Genomic DNA, 18,175 nt, shown 5'->3' with positions numbered 1-18,175 from the left:
TGGCGGGCGATGCAATCGACCATGCGCGCCCTGCCGCTGGAGATAGTGATGAGCGTATCCTTTGCCCGTACCGGCCTGATCATGGGTCTCGGGCTGACCGTCGCGGCGGGGGCGTGCGCGCCGCTGCGTTCGCATCAGGGCTATATCGTCGACGTCGACCTGGTGAATTCGGTCCAGCCCGGCGTCGATACGCGTCAGTCGGTGGCGACGGTGCTGGGTCGCCCGACGATCGCGAGCCAGTTCGGTGCGGAGGACTGGTATTACGTCGCGCGCGACAGCCGCAACCTCAATTTCCAGAAGCCCAAGGCCAAGGACCAGATCACGCTGAAGATCAGCTTCGATCCCAACGGTACGGTGAAGTCGATCACGCGCACCGGCGTCGATCAGGTCGCCAGCATCGATCCGTATGGCAAGACCACGCCGACGCTGGGCAGGAAGCGTGGCTTCTTCGAGGATCTGTTCGGTAACATCGGCACCGTCGGCGCGGCGGGCACAGGTGGACCGGGCGGCGGCGGTGGCGGTGGCGGCGGTCGCGACACGCCGTAAGGGTTCGTCCGGTCGCGCGCTCAGTTTCGCGCGAATTCCGGTACCAGCCGTTTGAGGTCCGTCGGCGCGAGCCGGCGGACGTCGAGGGCATCGACGCCGGCGACCAGCACCTCGCCCAACTGGCGCTCGCCGGTATCGATCAGGATGCCATCGACGGTCGATCGCAGCGCGCTCCACGCCACTTCCCGCACCGCAATGCCCTTGCCGTCGCGCGTCATCACCGCCACCCGGCCGGCGCGATCGATTGCCAAGGCACCGCCGCCGTCGGCACCGACGACCGCACCCTGCGTATCGAAGCCGGCGAGTGCCTGCTCGGCGGCGTCCGCCGCTTCCTCGGGACTGGCGATGCGTGCCGTTCGCTTTCGACGCAGCAATGTGACGATACCGACGATCAGCAGCAACAGCGCTATGCCGCCGACGATCGCCATGCCCAGCGTCGAATCGTCGATGCGGGCCATCACTGGCCGCCGGCGAGTGCGTCCAGCGTCGGCCGCATACCCGACAGGTCATAGCCCGCGGCGCGTGCCTGGCCGACCAGCAGCTCGGGATCGCGACCGGCCTTGGCCGCAGCGAGTGCCCACAGGTTGCAGCTGCGTGTGCCCGACCGGCAATATGCGAGCACCGGTCCGTCGGTGGTGACCAGCACCTGCGTCATCGCGTCGATCTGCGGGTGCGAAAAGCCAGCGTGCGTGATCGGGATCGCGGCATAGCTCAGCCCTGCCGCCTCTGCCGCGGTGCGGATCGCGTCGCCTTCCGGTTGATCGCCTTCCTCGTCGTCGGGGCGATTGTTGACAATCGCCTTGAAGCCCGCCGCCTTGATCGCGGCGATGTCGTCCGGCGTGATCTGCGGAGCGACGCTGATGGATTCGTTGATGGTGCGGATGTCGGCCATCCGGTGCCGATACGCGATCAACCGTGACGCGTCAGCTGTTTTGGTCAGGAATCGGCAATTTCCAGATCCTCTCTCGCTTCGGCGGGGAAGGGATCGTCCACGCAGCGAATGGCGGAGGAGGCGTTTGCGCAAGCCGTCAAATGCGACGCGTACCTCCCCCTCGCGGGGGAGGACCTGAAGGTCATCCCATCCCCCGGATGACATCCAGAAACGCGTCGCCATACGCGTCGAGCTTGCGCGCGCCGATACCGGACAGGTGCATCAACTCTGCCCGACTGGCTGGCCGTTGCGCCGCCATGTCACGCAGCACCGAATCGTGGAAGATCACGTATGGCGGCACGCCCGCCTCCTTGGCGAGATCACGACGGCAGGTGCGCAACGCCTCGAACAGCGGATTGTCCGCGGGATTGGCCGCCGCGCCCGCATCGCGCTTCTTCGATCGGGTGCGCTTGGGCGGCAGCACCAGCGTCACCCGTGCGCCCTCCTTCAGGATCAGTCGCGCCCCCGGCCCGAACTCCAGTCCGCCATGCGCGTTCGTCCGCAGGGCGTCGCGCAGCAGCAACGCACGTGCCACCGGCTTGATCAGCGCCGCTTCCTCGCCTTCGACGATGCCCCAGACCGACAGCGCTTCATGCCCGCGATCGACGCTGCGCTCGGTCGACTGGCCCAGCAGCACCTGCTCGACATAGCCGACGCCGAACAACTGCCCGGTCCGGAAGACGGCCGACAGAAACTTCATCGCGGTCTGCGTCGCGTCGATCGCATCGGGGGACCCCAGGCAATTGTCGCAATTGCCGCAATCCTCCAGCCGATCCTCGCCGAAATGCTTCAGCAGGATGCGACGGCGACACCCTGCGGTTTCGACCAGTGCCCCCAGCGCCGCCAGCCGCGTCCGTTCCCCCGCCTGCCGCTCCGGCTCGACCTCGCCGATCCTCTGACGCGCGCGGGCGAAATCCTCCGCGCCCCAGAACAGATGCGCCACCGCCGGGTCGCCGTCGCGGCCCGCGCGCCCGGTCTCCTGATAATAGGCCTCGATCGATTTCGGCAGCCCGGCATGGGCGACGAACCGGACGTCGGGCTTGTCGATCCCCATCCCGAACGCCACCGTCGCGCAGATCACCATATCCTCCGACGCGACGAAATCGGCCTGGTTCTTCTGGCGGATGTGCGGGTCGAGGCCTGCATGATACGCCCGCGTCGGCCGTCCGGTCCGGCCCAGCGCCTCGGCCAGCTTTTCGGTCGCGGCGCGGGTCTGGGCATAGACGATGCCGGGGCCGGGCGTCGCGGCGATCACGTCGGCGATCTGCTTGGTCGTGTTCGCCTTCGGGCTGATCGCATAGCGGATGTTGGGCCGGTCGAAGCCGGAGACGATCAGGCCGTCCTGAGGAATGCCCAGCTGTTGCAGGATGTCGCTGCGGGTATGCGCATCCGCGGTCGCGGTCAGCGCCAGTCGTGGCACGTCCGGAAACGCGTCCATCAGCGGCGCGAGCAGCCGGTAATCGGGGCGGAAATCGTGCCCCCATTCGCTGACGCAATGTGCTTCGTCGATCGCGAACAGGCTGAGCTTCGCGCTGCCGAGCAATTCGCGGAAATGCCCGGTCGAGGCGCGTTCGGGCGCGATATACAGCAGGTCGAGCTCGCCCGCCCTGAACCGCGCAATCGATTCCGCGCGGTTCTGGTCGGCGCTGGTCAGCGTCGCGGCACGGATGCCGACCGCCTCGGCGGCGCGCAGCTGGTCGTGCATCAGCGCGATCAGCGGGCTGACCACCACACAGGTGCCGTCGAGCATCACAGAGGGTAGCTGGTAACAGAGCGATTTGCCCGCTCCGGTCGGCATGACGCCCAAGGTCCGCTCACCCGCCAGCACCCGCTCGACGACATCCGCCTGCACGCCGCGAAAACCGGGAAAACCAAAGACGCGTGACAATGTCGGAAGAGGATCGGGGATCATTGCCGCCCATGTAGGCGCGCAACCGTCGAGCGTCGAGATGATCTTGTTAGGGTTGACGCTAATTAGCCGCAGTGCTAAATTGCCGGGATGGACAAGGTGTTCGATGCCCTGGCGCACCCGACGCGTCGCCGCATACTTGAACTGCTCAAGCGTGGCGGCATGACGGCTGGCGAACTCGCCGATGCCTTCGACGTATCGAAGCCGACGATGTCCGGCCATTTCGCGCGGCTGCGCGACGCCGGACTGATCCAGGGCGAAAGTCGGGGGACGAGCACGCTTTACACCCTCAACCTCTCTGCGCTCGAAGAGGTGATGATGGCGTTCATGGGCCGGCTGAAGGTCGGTGCCGATGCGGACGACGATGTGGATGGCGATACGGGCGAACAGGGGAAGACGACATGACGTACCGACGGATCACGTTCGTTTCGGCCATCGTGGTGGCGGCGATGGGACTGGTGGCTGCGCTGGCGGTGCAGCGGTTGCCGCCGGGGACGCGCTTGCCGATCCACTGGAACGCGGCGGGTCAGGCGGACGGCTTCGCGGAGGCGTCGCGCGCCTTGTTCATGCCGGTTGCGATCGCCGGGGTCGTCAGCCTGTTGCTCGCCATCCTGCCGCGGATCGAGCCGATGCAGCACCGGCTGGAGCAAAGCGCGCCGCTGTATCGCACCGCCTGGGCCGGGGTCCTCGCCATGCTGGTGCTGGTGGAGATCGTCATCGCCGCACCCGCGTTCGGGTTGTGGCTTCCCGCGGCGCTGCCGCTGGCGGCCGGGGGCGTGCTCCTGATCGTGATCGGCAATGCGCTGCCCAAGTCGCGGCCCGGCTTCTTCGTCGGCATTCGCACGCCATGGACGCTGACGGATCCGGAAAACTGGATCGCGACGCACCGGTTCGGGGCGCGCACCATGATCCTGGGCGGCGCGATGCTGGTCGGTGCGGCGCTGTTGCCGATCGAACCGGCGGCACGGCAGGCGTTCGTCCTCGGCGGCATCGCCGTCGCCGTCATCCCGCCACTCATCTTCTCCTGGTGGTTCTGGCATCGCCGTAAAGCGCGCATGTGACATGATTGCGCCACCGAAACGACACGATCCGCCGCTCTGCTGACGCGCAAGGGAGAACAACGATGCGCGCGACGATCATGGCGATGACGGCCCTGCTACTCGTCGGCGCCGCCAAGGCACCGCAGGAACGCTTGGTCACCGGGGACGGTGTGATCGCGGCGCAGATCGCCGGGCTGCCCGCCCGCACCCGCATCGATCCCGCCGCGCCGGCAATGCCGTTGATCGATTTCGCGCTCGCCGAACGGGCGAAGCTGAAGCTGGAGGGCAGCTGGGGCATCGGAATCGCCTATTCGGTCGGTGGCACCCGCGTCTCGACACGAACGCAGGGCGTGCCGGTCGATTTCGGCGGTGGCGCTGCGAAGCGCCGCGTCGGCTGGGCCGAACGACCGTTTGCGCCCGGTTTCGATGCCAGTGTCGGACCTGCTGCCATGCCGGAACCGATCGTCCGTTTTCAGCTCCGTGCACCCGGGCCGGGCGAAACCACCGTTACGCTCCCGGCGGCGCATGACACCGCCGCCTTCGGCCTGTTCGGCAATTTCAGCACCACGTTTGCGCGGATTGACGTCGGCGGTGTGCCGATGCGGGTTCGCTTCGACCCCTATCACGCGCGGTCGCTGGCAACCGCCGCTGCCGCCGTGCGGCTGGCGGCGGCACATGACGGCGTCGTATCGGGTGCCGCCGTGCCCACCGAAATCTTCTTCGGTGTCGAAAGGCCGGTGCGTGACCTCATTCTACGCAAGCCGCTGCGCGTCGGCGCGCTCGCGATCGGGGCATTGGGCGTCCGCACCAGTGATTTCGGCAATGCCGCAGCGATCCACGAAGCGGATGCCCCGGCGGCCGACCCGGACGAGATCGTCGTCGTCGCCAAGGGCAAGAAGCGCGACACGCGCCGTGACACCATCTCGCTCGGCGCGGATCAGTTGCGGCACTGCTCGTCGATCGTGTTCGATCGTACCGCCGACGTGATCCGTCTCACCTGCGGGGGATGACGCGGATCACTCCGCTGCCAGTGCACCCTCGCTCGCGCCTGGCACATCGTCGTCGCGCTCCTGCGCCTGCCGTGCCCACATCTCGGCATACAGCCCGCCCAGCCGCAGCAGCTCGCCATGGGTGCCGCGCTCGGCCACCACGCCGCCGTCGAGCACGACGATCTGGTCCGCATGCACCACCGTCGACAGCCGGTGCGCGATGACGATCGTCGTCCGCCCCTGCTCGATCGCTTGCAGCGTCGCGAGGATATCCGCCTCCGTCCGGCTGTCGAGCGCGCTCGTCGCCTCGTCGAGGATCAGGATCGGCGGGTTCTTGAGCAGCGTCCGCGCGATCGCTACGCGCTGTTTCTCGCCGCCCGACAGCTTCAGGCCGCGTTCGCCGACGCGGGTGTCGTAGCCATCCGGCTGGCGTTCGATAAACCCGGCGATCGCCGCGCCCTGCGCCGCACCCTCGATCTCGGCGCGGCCCGCACCCTCGCGGCCGTAGGCGATATTGTAACCGATCGTGTCGTTGAACAGCACGGTGTCCTGCGGCACGATGCCGATCACCGCGCGCAACGACGCCTGCTGCACGTCGCGGATGTCCTGCCCGTCGATCGTGATCCGCCCCGCGCCGACGTCGTAGAAGCGGTACATCAGCCGCGCGAGCGTCGACTTGCCCGCCCCCGACGGCCCGACCACCGCGACGGTATTGCCGGCGGGAATATCCAGATCGAGCCCGTGCAAGATTTCCCGCTCCGGATCATAGCCGAACCGCACGCCCTCGAACCGCACGTGACCCCGCGCCACCGCCAGCGGTGCTGCGCCCGGCGCGTCGGTCACCTCGGCCGGTGTATCGATCAACGCGAACATGCTCGCCATGTCGATCACGCCCTGCCGGATGGTGCGATAGACCATACCAAGCAGGTCGAGCGGCCGGAACAACTGCGCCAGCAGCGTCGACACGAACACCACGTCGCCAGCGGAGAACCGGCCCTGGCTCCATCCCCACGCGACATAGGCCATACCGCCGCCTAGCATCAGGTTGGTGATCAGCGCCTGCCCGACGTTGAGCCACGCCAGGCTGTTCTCCGACTTGGTCGCGGCGGCGGCATAAGCGGAAATGGCGTCGTCGTAGCGCTTCGCCTCGCGCTCCTCGGCGCCGAAATACTTCACCGTCTCGAAATTCAGCAGCGAATCGACGGCATGCGCGACCGCCCCCGTGTCGAGGTCGTTCATCCGCGCGCGCAGCGCGTTGCGCCAGTCGGTCACCTTTTGCGTGAACAGGATATAGACCGCGACCATCGCCACCGTCGCCGCGACCAGCGGCCAGCCGAAGCTGTGCCAGAAGATGCCGAGGACCAGCGCCAGTTCGAGCACTGTCGGCGCGATGTTGAACAGCAGGAAATACAGCATCGTGTCGATGCTCTTGGTGCCGCGCTCGACGACCTTGGTCACCGCGCCCGTGCGCCGTTCGAGGTGAAAGCGCAGGCTCAGCCCGTGCAGGTGGCGAAAGACGTTCGCTGCCAGACGCCGCGTCGCATCCTGCCCCACCCGCTCGAACACCGCGTTGCGGGCATTGTCGAACAGCGTCGTCGAAAACCGGGACGCGGCATAACCGATCACCAGCAGGATCACGATCGTAGCAACGCCGCGGTCGCCGACGCTCATCCGGTCGACGGCATATTTCAGCGTGTAGGCAGCGCCGAACACCTGCACGAGCTTGCTCAGCACGACGAAGCCCATCGCAACGACGATGCGCACCTTCAGGCCGGTCTGACCCGCGGGCCAGAGGTAGGGGAGAAAGCGGCGAAGGGTCGGCAGCAGCGGCTGGTCGGCGCGCGTCTGCTGGGTGGGATCGGCGGGAGGCATTGCCGCCTTATGTAGGGGCGCGGGACGGCCCCGGAAAGCGACCGACGGAACATAATGCCACCTCCACGGATTTTAACCTGTGAGAGTGGAGGTGCCGTATGGAACCGTTGTTCTACGTCATGGCGATCATGGGCTGCGCGGATGGCAACGTCCAGTGCACGGAAGCGCGGGTCGTACCGACGCGCTATGAGTCGATGGCGCAATGCCGTGCGGCACTGCCGGACCAACTCGCCCGCAACACCGACGTGCCGTTTCCGATGATCGGCGCGGCCTGCCGCACATCCGGTGCACAGATCGCCAGAACGGAAGGAAAGGTCAGCAAGCTCTGACCTCGGTCGTCTTCCGCTTGGCGGAAAAGGAGAAGCCATTCGGCCAGGCTACGACCGTGCTGTCACCCCTGACCCCGGCGAAGGAGCAGTCAACGCCCGGGCCGCCGCCATAACTCCGCACTCCTCGCCGACTCCATCAGCTCGGCCCGCCTCCGCGCATGCCCTCGCGCCCGCACGATGAACCGCAACTTATCCCACTTCGACGTCGTCACCCGCTCGTCCCACGCATGCTCGCCCCGCGCCGCGACCTTGCGCCCGATCGCGCCATAGATCTCCGCTGCCGCCAGCACCGCCCATGCCGAACGCAACGAGAGCGCCCGCGTACCCATCCGCGCGCTCGCCTCGAACTGCGCCGCCCGATCCGTCAGCCGTTGCGCCAGCAGTGCCAGCTTCGCCCGGTCCGCCATCACCGCGTCGGGGGAGATACCCAGTTCGTCCAGCCAGTCGGTCGGCAGATAACAGCGGCCCGCCGCCGCATCCTCCTCGATATCGCGCGCGATATTCGCCAGCTGGAACGCCAGCCCCAGATCGCAGGCGCGATCGAGTACCGCCTCGTCGTCCGGCGCAACCCCCATGATGACCGCCATCATGCATCCGACGACACCGGCGACGTGATAGCAATAGGTGAGCAAATCGTCTTCGGTCCGCGGCCGCCACTCCTCCGCGTCCAGCCGGAATCCCTGGATCAGGTCGTGCGCATACCGGGCAGGCAGGCTCGTCTCCGCGGCGACGATCCGCAGCGCGTCGAACGCCGGCAGCCCGATGACATGCCCGTCGAGAGCGGCATCGGTCAGCGTCGCCATCGCCGCGATCCGCTGCGGCGCGTCCTCGACCACGGACATCGTGTGGCCATGATCCTGCCCGTCGGCGATATCGTCGCACGCGCGGCACCAGGCATAGAGCAGCCACGCCCGTTCCCGCGTCGCACGATCGAACAACAGACTCGCGGCGGCGAAGCTCTTGGACCCCCGCGCGATCGACTCATGCGCCGTCGCGACGATCGCGTCGCGCGTGGGGGCGGCGCTAGAGGTCAGCAGCCTTCATCCGCACGATCGGCTGCGTCGGCACATGAGCGGTCATCCTGGCGAGCAGCCCGTCGAGCGTGTCGTCGACGATCAGCAGGTCGCGGTGCTGCGGGCGCAGGAAACCCACCTCTGCCGACTTTTCCCAGAAGGCGATCAGGTGATCGTAATAGCCCGCGACGTTGAGCAGTCCGACCGGATCGGCATGATATCCCAACTGGGCCCAGCTCAGCGCCTCCCACAATTCATCCATCGTGCCGGTGCCACCGGGGATGGTGACGAAGCCGTCGGCCAGATCGGTGAACGCCGCTTTCCGCGCGTGCATCCCCTCGACGACGTGCAGTTCGGTGAGGCCGCGATGCGCGACCTCGGCATCGACCAGCGCCTGCGGAATGACGCCGATCACCTCTCCGCCAGCCGCAAGGGCACTGTCGGCGATCGCACCCATCAAGCCGAGCCGTCCGCCGCCATAGACGACGCCGATGCCCCGTTCGGCCAGCGTGCGCCCGATCTTGCGCGCGGATTCGATATAGACGGGATCGGCGGGCGTGGCGGAGCCGCAATAGATCGCAAGGCGTTTCATGGCCCCGCCGCTACGCCGATGCGGCGATGCGGGCAAGATCGTCGCCGATCATCGCGTGCTGTTCTGCCAACGATAGCGCAGCGCGGCGAGGTCGGCCGGCGATGCATCGGCTCGGGTCGCCGCCGCCTTGCCGTCCCGCAACCGCGCCCGGTCACGCTCCGGCGGATCGACCCGCCGCACTCGTACGCCCGCCGTTCCCACTACGCGAATGCCGAGTAGTGCCGCCGCACCACGCGACAGATCGACGATCCGCCCGCGAGCAAACGGCCCGCGATCGTTGATGCGGACCAGGATCGTGCGGCCGGTCTCCAGCGAGGTCACCTCGACATAGCTTGGCAAAGGCAGGGTGGTATGCGCGCCGGTGATCGCCTTGGTCCGGAACTTCTCGCCGTTAGCGGTCTGATTGCCGGACTCATTGCCGTACCAGCCGGCGAACCCGACCTCGTCATAGGTCGGTGCGGCGGCGGGCGTGTAGGTAATGCCGCGGACGGTATAGGGGCGCCCGATCTTGACGGGAAAGTCGCTCACCGGCCGGTAACGTCCCCCGCATGCGGCGAGTGCGAGCATGAGGGGGGCGAGTGTGATGAGCCGTCGGGCTCCGCGCCAATCACTTAGATCGTCATGCATCATCGCGCCCCTCCCGTCATCCCGGCGAACGCCGGGACCCATGGACGCACGCGGTAGCCGACGCGCGCACTGCTACGTCACCGCATCCACGGGTCCCGGCGTTCGCCGGGATGAAGATGGCGTGAAGTAGCCGATCTCACCTTCCTCCCCCCAGCATCAACGCCGCGGTCGCCTTCGCACTCCCCACCACGCCGGGAATTCCCGCGCCCGGGTGCGTCCCCGCACCGACGAAATACAGGTTCGGGATCGCATCGTCGCGATTGTGCACGCGGAAATACGCACTCTGCGTCAGCACCGGCTCCAGGCTGAACGCGCTGCCCAGATGCGCCTTCAGGTCGGTGGCGAAATCGTTCGGCGCATAGCTGAACTTCGTCACGATCCGCTCGTGGATATCGGGGATCAGCCGCCGCCCGACCTCGTCGAGGATACGCTTTTCCAGGATCGGCCCGACCTCGTCCCAGTTCACCGGGAACTTGCCCATGTGCGGCACGGGCGCCAGCGCGTAGAAGGTCGAATGCCCCTCCGGCGCCATCGACGGATCGGTGACGGTCGGGTGGTGCAGGTACAGCGAGAAATCCTCGCTCAACACGCCATGGTCGTAGATGTCCTCCAGCAGCCCTTTATAGCGCGGCCCGAACAGGATCATGTGGTGCGGAATGCCCGGCCACGCGCCCTTGATCCCGAAATGCACGACGAACAGCGACGGCGAATAGCTCTTGCGCTCCAGCCGCGCCTTGGTGCGCTGCGCGCTACGCGACGTCGACAGCAGGTCGCGATAGGTGTGCATGATGTCGCTGTTCGCCGCGACCGCATCCGCTTCCGCCGCCCAGCCGCTCTCGCAGCGGATGCCGGTGACGCGGTCGCCCAGCGTCTCGATCGCGGCGACGGGATCGTCCAGCCGCAACGTGCCGCCGATCCGCTGGAACTGCGCGACCATGCCCGCGACCAGCCGGTTGGTGCCGCCCTTGGCGAACCACACGCCGCCGTCGCGCTCCAGCTTGTGGATCAGCGCATAGATCGCGCTGGTCGTCATCGGGTTGCCGCCGACCAGCAACGTGTGGAAGCTCAGCGCCTCGCGCAGCTTCTCGTTCTGCACGTATTTGGACACGATCGAATAGACCGAGCGCCACGCTTGGTACTTCGCCAGCGCCGGCGCCGCTTTGATCATCGACGCGAAGTCGAGGAACGCGACATGGCCGAGCTTTTCGTATCCCTCGCGGTACACGCCCTCGGCATATTCCAGGAACTTGTTGTAGCCGGCGATATCGGCCGGGTTCAGCTTGCCGATCTCCCGATGCAGCATCGCTTCGTCGTTGGTGTAGTCGAAGTTGGTGCCGTCGGGCCAGTTGAGCCGGTAGAACGGCGTCACCGGTTCCAGCTGCACGTCCTCGGCCATGTCGCGCCCGGTCAGCGCCCATAGCTCCTGCAAACAGGCGGGATCGGTGATAACGGTGGGACCGGCGTCGAAGGTGAAGCCGTCCCGCTCCCAATAATAGGCGCGGCCACCCGGTTTATCGCGCGATTCGACGATGGTGGTGGCCACACCGGCCGATTGCAGCCGGATCGCCAGCGCCAATCCGCCGAACCCCGCTCCGATGACGATCGCCGACTTCATATTCGTTTCCATTCCTGCCGGTGGCTCACCGCCACGCCGTCGTCCGCAACACCTTGATCGCACGCCCCACCGGCACCGGTGGTTTGCCCGTCAGAATTCGCGCCTTGTCCTTGAAGCTGGATCGCCCGGCATAGAAGCGGGTGATCAGCGTCGGGTCGAGACGGTAGAAGCGCTCGATGATACGCCAACGTTCCGCCGGATCGCCCGCGCGGAACATCATCGCGTTGAGCATGCGGTAGAATCCGCCCCGCTTCCAGGCCGCCCGCGCATAATCGTGCGTGAACCGCGCCAGCGCCGCGCCCGACAGGTCGCCCTCGCCGGCCAGCCTGATCGCGAGCCGCACCGCATCGGGCAGCGAATAGCCGGTCGCGGGCTGGAACAGCCCCGCGCGCATCCCCGCCTTCGCAACGTTCGCGCCGGTCGAGCGCCAATAGCCCTCGAAATCGCCACCCAGCGTGATCGGCAGCACGCCCGCCTCGCCGCGCACGACGTCGCCGACCTGCCAGCCCCGCGACTTGGCATAGTCTGCGATCCGCACGCCGATCGCCGCGCCGTCCAGGTCCGGCGTGTCGCTGTAATAGGTATCCTCGACGAACATGCTGCGCTCGGTGAAGGGCAGGCAATAGACGAAGCGATAGCCGTCGATCTGTTCGACCGTCGCATCCATCACCCGCGGTCCGGTTTCGCCATGCGGCTCGGCCAGCGCCAGCTCCTGCCCGACGAATTTCTGCCAGCCGAGTTCGAGCACGGCGAGGTCGCCGGGCCCGCGGCAGTCGATCACACCCTTCGCCTCGATCCTGTCGCCATCCGCCAGCACCACAGCAGTCGCCGACGTGGCCAGCACCTTGCGGCCGAGCATCGCTGCGCCGTCCGGCAGCGCGGCGCGCACCACCGCATCCATCCGCTCGCTGGTCAGCGAATAATAGGTCGCATCGATCTGCCGGCCGAGGTTCGGAAAGGCGACGTCGTAGCCGCGCCACGCATGGACCACCAACGGCGCGATCACCCAGCGGTCGCCTTGCGAGACATCGCTGCCGAAGAACGACCAGACGTGATCGCCGCCCAGCGTCTCCGCCGCATCGACGATCCGCAGATCGAGGTCCGGGTGTTTCGATCGCAACGCGAGCGCGATCAGGCCGCCGGCAAGCCCGCCGCCGACGATCGCCACATCGCAAGGGATCGTCCTGCCCATGGTGCTGCGCCTAGCCGAAAGCCCGTGCGGCGAGAACTGGTTTCGCGTGGACAAATTGTCTCACCGGGCGTGTCCCACCGCGCCACGATCTGGCCTATGGCCCGGGCCATGACCGCACCCACGCTTACGACCGACCGGCTGACCCTCCGCGCGCACGGACCGGACGATCTCGATGCCCTGACCGCGATGTGGAACGAGCCCGCCGTCTACCGCATGATCGGCGGCGAACCCCGTTCGCGCGAAGAGGTCTGGATCCGCCTGCTCCGCTCCATCGGGCAATGGCAGGCGTTCGGCTATGGCAGCTGGGTGGTATGCGATGGCCCGGCCGTCATCGGCGAGATCGGCCTGATCGAGGCTCGGCGTGCGATCGACCCGCCGCTGACGCTGCCGGAAGTCGGCTGGACCTTGGCCCCCGACGCGCACGGCAAAGGTTACGCCTACGAAGCCCTGACCGCCGCCCTCGCTTGGGCGGACCGGCAGGGCATCACCCGCACGACATGCATCATCGACCCGGCCAACGCCGCATCGCGAAAGCTGGCAGCGAAGATCGGCTACACGCACGTCCGGGATACGACGTACAAAGGTCACCCGGTCCACGTACTGGAGCGATAACCGTATTTCCTCCTTCGCTTCAGCGGGTGGTGTAGGGGGCGTTTCCGCAAGCGACGCGGTTCATAGCGTACCTCCCCCTCCGTCACGGCTTCGCCGCGCACCTCCCCCTCGCGGGGGAGGAATGAACGGACGGCCACCCAATCCGCTACCAACAGCAGCGGAACCGTCAATTCCTCCCTCGCGCGGAGGAGGAACGACGAGCAGACCACCCCATATCCTCCGCACCCACAATCCGCTAAAGCCGCGGTCATGCTGCTCGCCGTAACCCTGTCCGCGCTGGCGATGACGCTCATCGTCGGCGTGCGGTACCTGATCGTATCGGGCGCGTTCGCCGCGGCGACGCGAGTCAGGCACCCCGGTCTCTACACGGGCCTTGACGCGCAGATGCGGCGCGAGGTCGCGTGGAGCCTCGCATCGGCCGCGATCTATGGCATCCCCGCCGGCGTGCTGGCGTGGGGGTGGCGGGCGCATGGCTGGACACGGGTGTATACGGACCTGCACGACTGGCCGCTCTGGTATCTGCCGGTGTCGGTCGCGCTCTACCTCATCCTGCACGATACGTGGTTCTACTGGACTCACCGCTGGATGCATCGGCCGGCGGTATTCAAGGCGGCGCATGCGGTCCACCACGCCAGCCGCCCGCCGACCGCATGGGCGGCCATGGCGTTCCATCCGCTGGAGGCGGTGACCGGCGCTGTGGCAATTCCGCTACTGGTGCTGGCAATTCCGATCCATGTCGGCGCTCTGGGCTTCGTGCTGACGGTCATGACGGTTATGGGCGTCACCAATCACATGGGTTGGGAGGTTTTCCCAAGGTTCATGTGGCGGGGGCCATTGGGGGGATGGTTGATCACCGCCAGCCACCATCAACGCCATCATGAACAATATGGGTGCAATTATGGGCTCTACTTCCGTTTCTGGGATCGCCTGTGCGGCACCGATCGCGGCATCGGCGACTTCGCCCGGTCGCATGCCAAAGTGGCGGCTGCCCGTACGGATCGCGGCCCTGTTGCCCGTCGCGACGCTGGCGCTGGGCGCGGCGCCGATCGCGCGGCTTGATGTAGGCGTCGATCATATGCGCTCGGCCAAGGGGCTGCTGCGCGTCTGCCTGACCGCCGATCCGGACAATTTCCCCGCCTGCGTCGACGATGCCGATGCGATCACCCGCACGGTTCCGGCGCGTGCACATGCGATGCGGTTCGAAGGCCTGCCGCTCGGCACCTATGCAGTCGCGGTGATCCACGATGAAAACAGCAATGCCAAACTCGATACCTTTGCGGGAATTCCAAAGGAAGGCTTTGGTTTTTCGCGCAATCCCGTGATCCGCTTTGGCGCGCCGCGCTTCGCCGCTGCCCGGTTCGCCGTCTCCGGTGATGCAAATCAGCAACAGATCACGATGCGTTACATCTTCTGATCGATCGGACCGGATAATATCGGACCGAACCGCGTTACGGCCACGTAACAGGTTTGGAGCCTCTTCTTTGTCCGCCAAGATCCTCATGTCGCTGGCATTCGCCACGGCCGCCATCACCGCCACCCCCGCGATCGCGCAGGACGCCGGTGCGCCGCCCGCTTCCGGCGCAATTGACCGGTTCGACGTCAATGCCGATTCGATCACGATCGGCGGCGGTGGTGTGTACCTGACCGACTACGAAGGCTCGAACGACTATCGCTGGACGCCCGCGCCGGCCGCGATTGGATCGGTCAAGGGCTTCGGCTTCACCCTCGCCGGCAACCGGCTGAGCGTCGATCTGATCCCCAACGATCCGAATTCGACGATCGATATCCAGGCCGGCCCGATCGGCGTGGTCAATTTCAATCGCAACAATATCGACAATATCGAGGACCGTCGCGTCCGCGCGCTGGGCGAGATCAAGACCGCGATCGAACTCGGCGGCTATATCGGCATCGGCAAGACCGGCGTCATCACCAGTCCGTACGACAAGCTGTCGGCCACGATCAGCTATCGCCACGATGTCTCCAATGCGCACGACAGCGGCATCTGGCAGCCCAGCGTCAACTATCTGACCCCGCTCAGCACCAAGGCGGCGGTCGCTCTGTTCGCGACCGCGGAGCGCGCCGGGCGCGGCTATGGCACGACCTATTTCTCGGTATCGCCGACGCAATCGGTCGCGAGCGGCCTGCCGACCTACAGCGCACGCGGCGGGTGGAAGAACTACACGCTCGGCGGCCTCGCCACCTATTCGCTGACCGGAAACCTGCTGAAGGGATTCAAGCTCGTCGCGGGCGGCACCTATCGCCGTATGCTCAACGACTTCGCCGACAGCCCGCTGGTCAGCATCGCGGGCTCCAAGAACCAGTGGCTGGGCGCGGTGGGGCTGGCTTACACCTTCTGATCCGGCCCCCGGTCGTCCCGCTCAGCCGCTGAGTTTGCCCGCAGCGACGACAGGACCGGTCGGCGCACCGGTCGGCGAGCCGCCGGCGGGCTCGATCGAGATCGCCAGCACCGTGTCCGCTGCCATCGCCGGCCGTAAGCCCGCCGGTATGGCAAGCTCGGCGCGTGTGGCATCGGCGATCACGCCGAGCGAGCGCGGGGCTGCGGTGCCGACGATCGCCCACACCTCGGCCGAGCGGCCGGCGGGAACGTCGACCGTACCGGCGATCCGCACCGTGCCGCGCAGGGGATCGTAAGCCGCGGCGACCGGCGTGCCCGTGCCGGTCGGCGCCATGGCCGCGATCAGCGGTGCGGGGCCGGCGACGGGCACGGCGATCCGCACCGGCTCCGGCGCAGGCTGCAGCAACAGCATCGTCGTCACCGCCAGTAGCAGGCAGGCGGCAAGGCTCGCCACCAGCGCCAGCGTCCGCCAGCGCGCGTGCCAGCGCGCGTGATTGTCGTTCGCTGCAGTCATCGCGCCGCCGCCCGACGCATCCAGCGACGCCTCGATCCGTGCCGCCAGCGCCGCCGGTGCCTCGACCGCGGGCCAGTCTGCGAACAAGGCGGACAGCCAGTCGCGCCACCGCTCCACCTCCAGGGCAAAGTCGGGTTCCTCCACCAGCCGGCGCAGCGCCGCGTCGCGCTCGGCGCCGTCGAGCAGCCCCAGCGTCAGTTCGGCGGCCGTCATGTCCGGGAGGAGATCGTCAGGCGTCGACATCGAGACACCTCCGCAGCGCCAGCAATCCGCGACGGACCCAGGATTTCATCGTGCCCAGCGGCACCGCCTGCCGCTCGGCCAGTTCGGCATAGGTCAGGCCGCCGAAGAACGCGCTGCGGATCGCGCCGCGCTGGCGATCTTCGATGCCCTCCAGGCAATGATGCAGCTGGGCGTTGGCCTCGTCGGCGAGCAGGACGTCGTCCTGCGCCGGATGGCCGTCGGAGATCGCATCCGCTTCCTCGATCGCGACGCTGCGGGTCCGGCCCTGCCGTCGTCGCCAGTCGATCGCCCGGTTGCGCGCGATCGTCGCCAGCCACGAGATTGGGCTCGCGCGCCCCGGCTGATAGGCGCCCGCTCGGTTCCAGATCGTCAGATACACATCGTGCAGCACGTCCTCGGCACCCTGCCTCTCGCCGCAGATACGCAGGCAGATGCCGAAAAGCTTCGCAGAGGTCATCGTATAGACGGTGCGAAACGCGTCGCGATCGTCTTGTCCGGTACGCATCAGCGCATCGACCAATGCCGCACGGGCAGAATTGCGGCTGATTTCGTCGTCTTGCTGCACAAGTCCTTGGCTAACGACACTTCGCGCAAGCGGCAACACGACATTGCGAAAACTTCGCTTTCCCCCGCATTGCAGCACGGAAATGGCAATATTTCTTTTTGTGGCGCGGCATCCTTCCGTCTCACCGCACGTACCTGATCGAGGTTAACCGGATACGGCTGTCGACGTGACGCCGCGATGACGGAACGACCGGACAGGTGAGGGAGGTTTCCACCATGACCCAGACGGACCAGATTATCGAGGCGTTCGACGCCCGCGCGAGGCGGCGGGAAGAACGTCGCGGCTTTTTCACCAACGTGATGGGCATGGCGGCGGTGGCGACCGCAGGCGCGGCAGCGATGTCGATCGCAAGCGAGGCGCAGGCACAGACGACCGGTCCTTCGGAAGTCGACGTGTTGAACTTCGCGCTCAACCTCGAATATCTCGAGGCGCAATTCTACAGCTATGCATCGACCGGCGCGGGCCTGCCGAACAATCTGCTGACCGGCGGCGTCGGCACGCAGGGTGCGGTCGTCACCGGCACCGGCACCGGCTCGGCTCGCCGGGTCAACTTCACCGATCCCGCGATCGCCGCCTACGCACGTGAGATCACGCAGGACGAGATCGCACACGTGACGTTCCTGCGCGCCGCGATCCGCGGCACCGGCACCAGCGATGCGCTGATCGCCGCACAGCCCGCGATCAACATCTCGGGCGCAGCCGGTGGTGCGTTCGCCGCAGCGGCAGCCAGCACGACGCCGGCCCTGACCGGTTTCGATCCCTATGCCGACGACAACAGCTTCCTGCAGGCTGCCTTCATCTTCGAGGATGTCGGAGTCACCGCCTACAAGGGTGCGGCCGGCGCGCTGATCAACAACAAGACCTATCTCGAGGCGGCCGCCGGCATCCTCGCGGTCGAGGCATATCATGCCGCCATCGTCCGTACCGCGCTCTACGCCCGCGGCCTGACGATCCCGGCACTGCGCACCAACACCGAGACGATCTCGAACCTGCGCGATTCGGTCGACGGCACCACCGACCTCGACCAGGGCGTCAATCCGACGACCGTATCGGGCCAGACGGTGTCGAACATCGTGCCGCTGGATACCAATGGTCTCGCCTACAGCCGTACGCCGGCACAGGTGCTGAACATCGTCTACCTCAATCCCCGTTCGGTGACCGCGGGCGGGTTCTTCCCGAACGGCATCAACAACGGCAACACCGCGATCCGCTCCAGCGGCGCGAATTGAG

At 66.9% G+C, this 18,175-nt stretch carries 21 protein-coding genes; 10 read left to right on the top strand and 11 right to left on the bottom strand.

Translation table 11 applies throughout. From position 1 onward, the window contains the following. Positions 1–48 precede the first annotated feature (48 nt). Complete coding sequence (gene bamE / locus NF699_11470; GenBank protein USU03693.1) at positions 49–546, top strand: outer membrane protein assembly factor BamE; 498 nt, start codon at positions 49–51, stop codon at positions 544–546. A 20-nt stretch (positions 547–566) separates the two neighbouring features. Here the strand turns inward: bamE and NF699_11465 are convergent, their stop codons facing one another. The 3 genes from NF699_11465 to recQ all read right to left on the bottom strand — a co-directional run bounded on the left by NF699_11465 (position 567) and on the right by recQ (position 3,389). Then, complete coding sequence (locus tag NF699_11465; GenBank protein USU03692.1) at positions 567–1,004, bottom strand: hypothetical protein; 438 nt, start codon at positions 1,002–1,004, stop codon at positions 567–569. Next, positions 1,004–1,438: a TIGR01244 family sulfur transferase gene (locus NF699_11460; GenBank protein USU03691.1), complete on the bottom strand. Its 435-nt coding sequence runs from the start codon at positions 1,436–1,438 to the stop codon at positions 1,004–1,006. The genes NF699_11465 and NF699_11460 overlap by 1 nt, the downstream gene beginning before the upstream one ends. 181 nt (positions 1,439–1,619) lie before the next feature. Beyond that, the gene (recQ, locus tag NF699_11455; GenBank protein USU03690.1) at positions 1,620–3,389 is read right to left on the bottom strand and encodes a DNA helicase RecQ; all 1,770 of its coding nucleotides are present in this window, start codon (positions 3,387–3,389) and stop codon (positions 1,620–1,622) included. An 87-nt stretch (positions 3,390–3,476) separates the two neighbouring features. Between recQ and NF699_11450 the strand changes: the two genes are divergently transcribed. From NF699_11450 to NF699_11440, 3 genes are all read left to right on the top strand, one after another. Next, entirely contained in the window at positions 3,477–3,791 is a 315-nt protein-coding gene (locus NF699_11450) for a metalloregulator ArsR/SmtB family transcription factor (GenBank protein USU03689.1), read from the top strand. After that, a complete protein-coding gene (locus NF699_11445) occupies positions 3,788–4,447 on the top strand; it encodes an SdpI family protein (protein ID USU03688.1) in 660 nt (219 codons plus the stop codon). Before NF699_11450 ends, NF699_11445 begins: the two co-directional genes overlap by 4 nt. 62 nt (positions 4,448–4,509) lie before the next feature. Beyond that, on the top strand, positions 4,510–5,436 hold the full coding sequence (locus tag NF699_11440) for a hypothetical protein (protein USU03687.1): 927 nt from the start codon (positions 4,510–4,512) through the stop codon (positions 5,434–5,436). Positions 5,437–5,442: 6 nt separating this feature from the next. Here the strand turns inward: NF699_11440 and NF699_11435 are convergent, their stop codons facing one another. Further along, the gene (locus tag NF699_11435) at positions 5,443–7,287 is read right to left on the bottom strand and encodes an ABC transporter ATP-binding protein/permease (protein USU03686.1); all 1,845 of its coding nucleotides are present in this window, start codon (positions 7,285–7,287) and stop codon (positions 5,443–5,445) included. Positions 7,288–7,385: 98 nt separating this feature from the next. On the opposite strand from NF699_11435, the gene NF699_11430 reads away from it, so the two are divergent. Further along, positions 7,386–7,616 carry a hypothetical protein gene (locus NF699_11430; protein USU03685.1) on the top strand — a complete coding sequence of 77 codons (231 nt, stop codon included), beginning with the start codon at positions 7,386–7,388 and terminating at the stop codon, positions 7,614–7,616. Positions 7,617–7,705: 89 nt separating this feature from the next. On the opposite strand, the gene NF699_11425 is transcribed toward NF699_11430, so the two are convergent. The 5 genes from NF699_11425 to crtY all read right to left on the bottom strand — a co-directional run bounded on the left by NF699_11425 (position 7,706) and on the right by crtY (position 12,655). Next, complete coding sequence (locus tag NF699_11425; protein ID USU07066.1) at positions 7,706–8,650, bottom strand: phytoene/squalene synthase family protein; 945 nt, start codon at positions 8,648–8,650, stop codon at positions 7,706–7,708. Further along, the gene (locus tag NF699_11420; GenBank protein USU03684.1) at positions 8,640–9,221 is read right to left on the bottom strand and encodes a TIGR00730 family Rossman fold protein; all 582 of its coding nucleotides are present in this window, start codon (positions 9,219–9,221) and stop codon (positions 8,640–8,642) included. The genes NF699_11425 and NF699_11420 overlap by 11 nt, the downstream gene beginning before the upstream one ends. A 48-nt stretch (positions 9,222–9,269) precedes the next feature. Continuing rightward, positions 9,270–9,848, bottom strand: coding sequence for a septal ring lytic transglycosylase RlpA family protein (locus NF699_11415; protein ID USU07065.1), 579 nt, complete (start codon positions 9,846–9,848; stop codon positions 9,270–9,272). A 136-nt stretch (positions 9,849–9,984) separates the two neighbouring features. Then, complete coding sequence (locus tag NF699_11410; GenBank protein ID USU03683.1) at positions 9,985–11,463, bottom strand: phytoene desaturase; 1,479 nt, start codon at positions 11,461–11,463, stop codon at positions 9,985–9,987. 25 nt (positions 11,464–11,488) lie between these two features. Continuing rightward, positions 11,489–12,655: a lycopene beta-cyclase CrtY gene (gene crtY / locus NF699_11405; protein ID USU03682.1), complete on the bottom strand. Its 1,167-nt coding sequence runs from the start codon at positions 12,653–12,655 to the stop codon at positions 11,489–11,491. Positions 12,656–12,763: 108 nt separating this feature from the next. Here crtY and NF699_11400 point away from each other — a divergent pair, with 108 nt between their 5' ends. From NF699_11400 to NF699_11385, 4 genes are all read left to right on the top strand, one after another. Further along, positions 12,764–13,267: a GNAT family N-acetyltransferase gene (locus NF699_11400; GenBank protein ID USU03681.1), complete on the top strand. Its 504-nt coding sequence runs from the start codon at positions 12,764–12,766 to the stop codon at positions 13,265–13,267. Between the two features lie 249 nt (positions 13,268–13,516). Continuing rightward, positions 13,517–14,326, top strand: coding sequence for a sterol desaturase family protein (locus NF699_11395; GenBank protein ID USU03680.1), 810 nt, complete (start codon positions 13,517–13,519; stop codon positions 14,324–14,326). After that, positions 14,274–14,681: a DUF2141 domain-containing protein gene (locus NF699_11390; GenBank protein USU07064.1), complete on the top strand. Its 408-nt coding sequence runs from the start codon at positions 14,274–14,276 to the stop codon at positions 14,679–14,681. The genes NF699_11395 and NF699_11390 overlap by 53 nt, the downstream gene beginning before the upstream one ends. A 67-nt stretch (positions 14,682–14,748) precedes the next feature. Beyond that, a complete protein-coding gene (locus NF699_11385; protein USU03679.1) occupies positions 14,749–15,624 on the top strand; it encodes a MipA/OmpV family protein in 876 nt (291 codons plus the stop codon). Positions 15,625–15,645: 21 nt separating this feature from the next. Here the strand turns inward: NF699_11385 and NF699_11380 are convergent, their stop codons facing one another. Next, positions 15,646–16,350, bottom strand: a complete 705-nt coding sequence (locus tag NF699_11380) for an anti-sigma factor (GenBank protein ID USU03678.1) — start codon at positions 16,348–16,350, stop codon at positions 15,646–15,648. 16 nt (positions 16,351–16,366) lie between these two features. Further along, a complete protein-coding gene (locus tag NF699_11375; protein USU07063.1) occupies positions 16,367–16,885 on the bottom strand; it encodes a sigma-70 family RNA polymerase sigma factor in 519 nt (172 codons plus the stop codon). 275 nt (positions 16,886–17,160) lie between these two features. Here NF699_11375 and NF699_11370 point away from each other — a divergent pair, with 275 nt between their 5' ends. After that, the gene (locus NF699_11370; GenBank protein ID USU03677.1) at positions 17,161–18,174 is read left to right on the top strand and encodes a ferritin-like domain-containing protein; all 1,014 of its coding nucleotides are present in this window, start codon (positions 17,161–17,163) and stop codon (positions 18,172–18,174) included. Position 18,175 lies beyond the last annotated feature (1 nt).

It is taken from the genome of Sphingomonadaceae bacterium OTU29LAMAA1 (assembly GCA_024072375.1).
GTDB lineage: Bacteria > Pseudomonadota > Alphaproteobacteria > Sphingomonadales > Sphingomonadaceae > Sphingomonas.
This window is presented reverse-complemented; position numbering and strand designations above follow the sequence as displayed.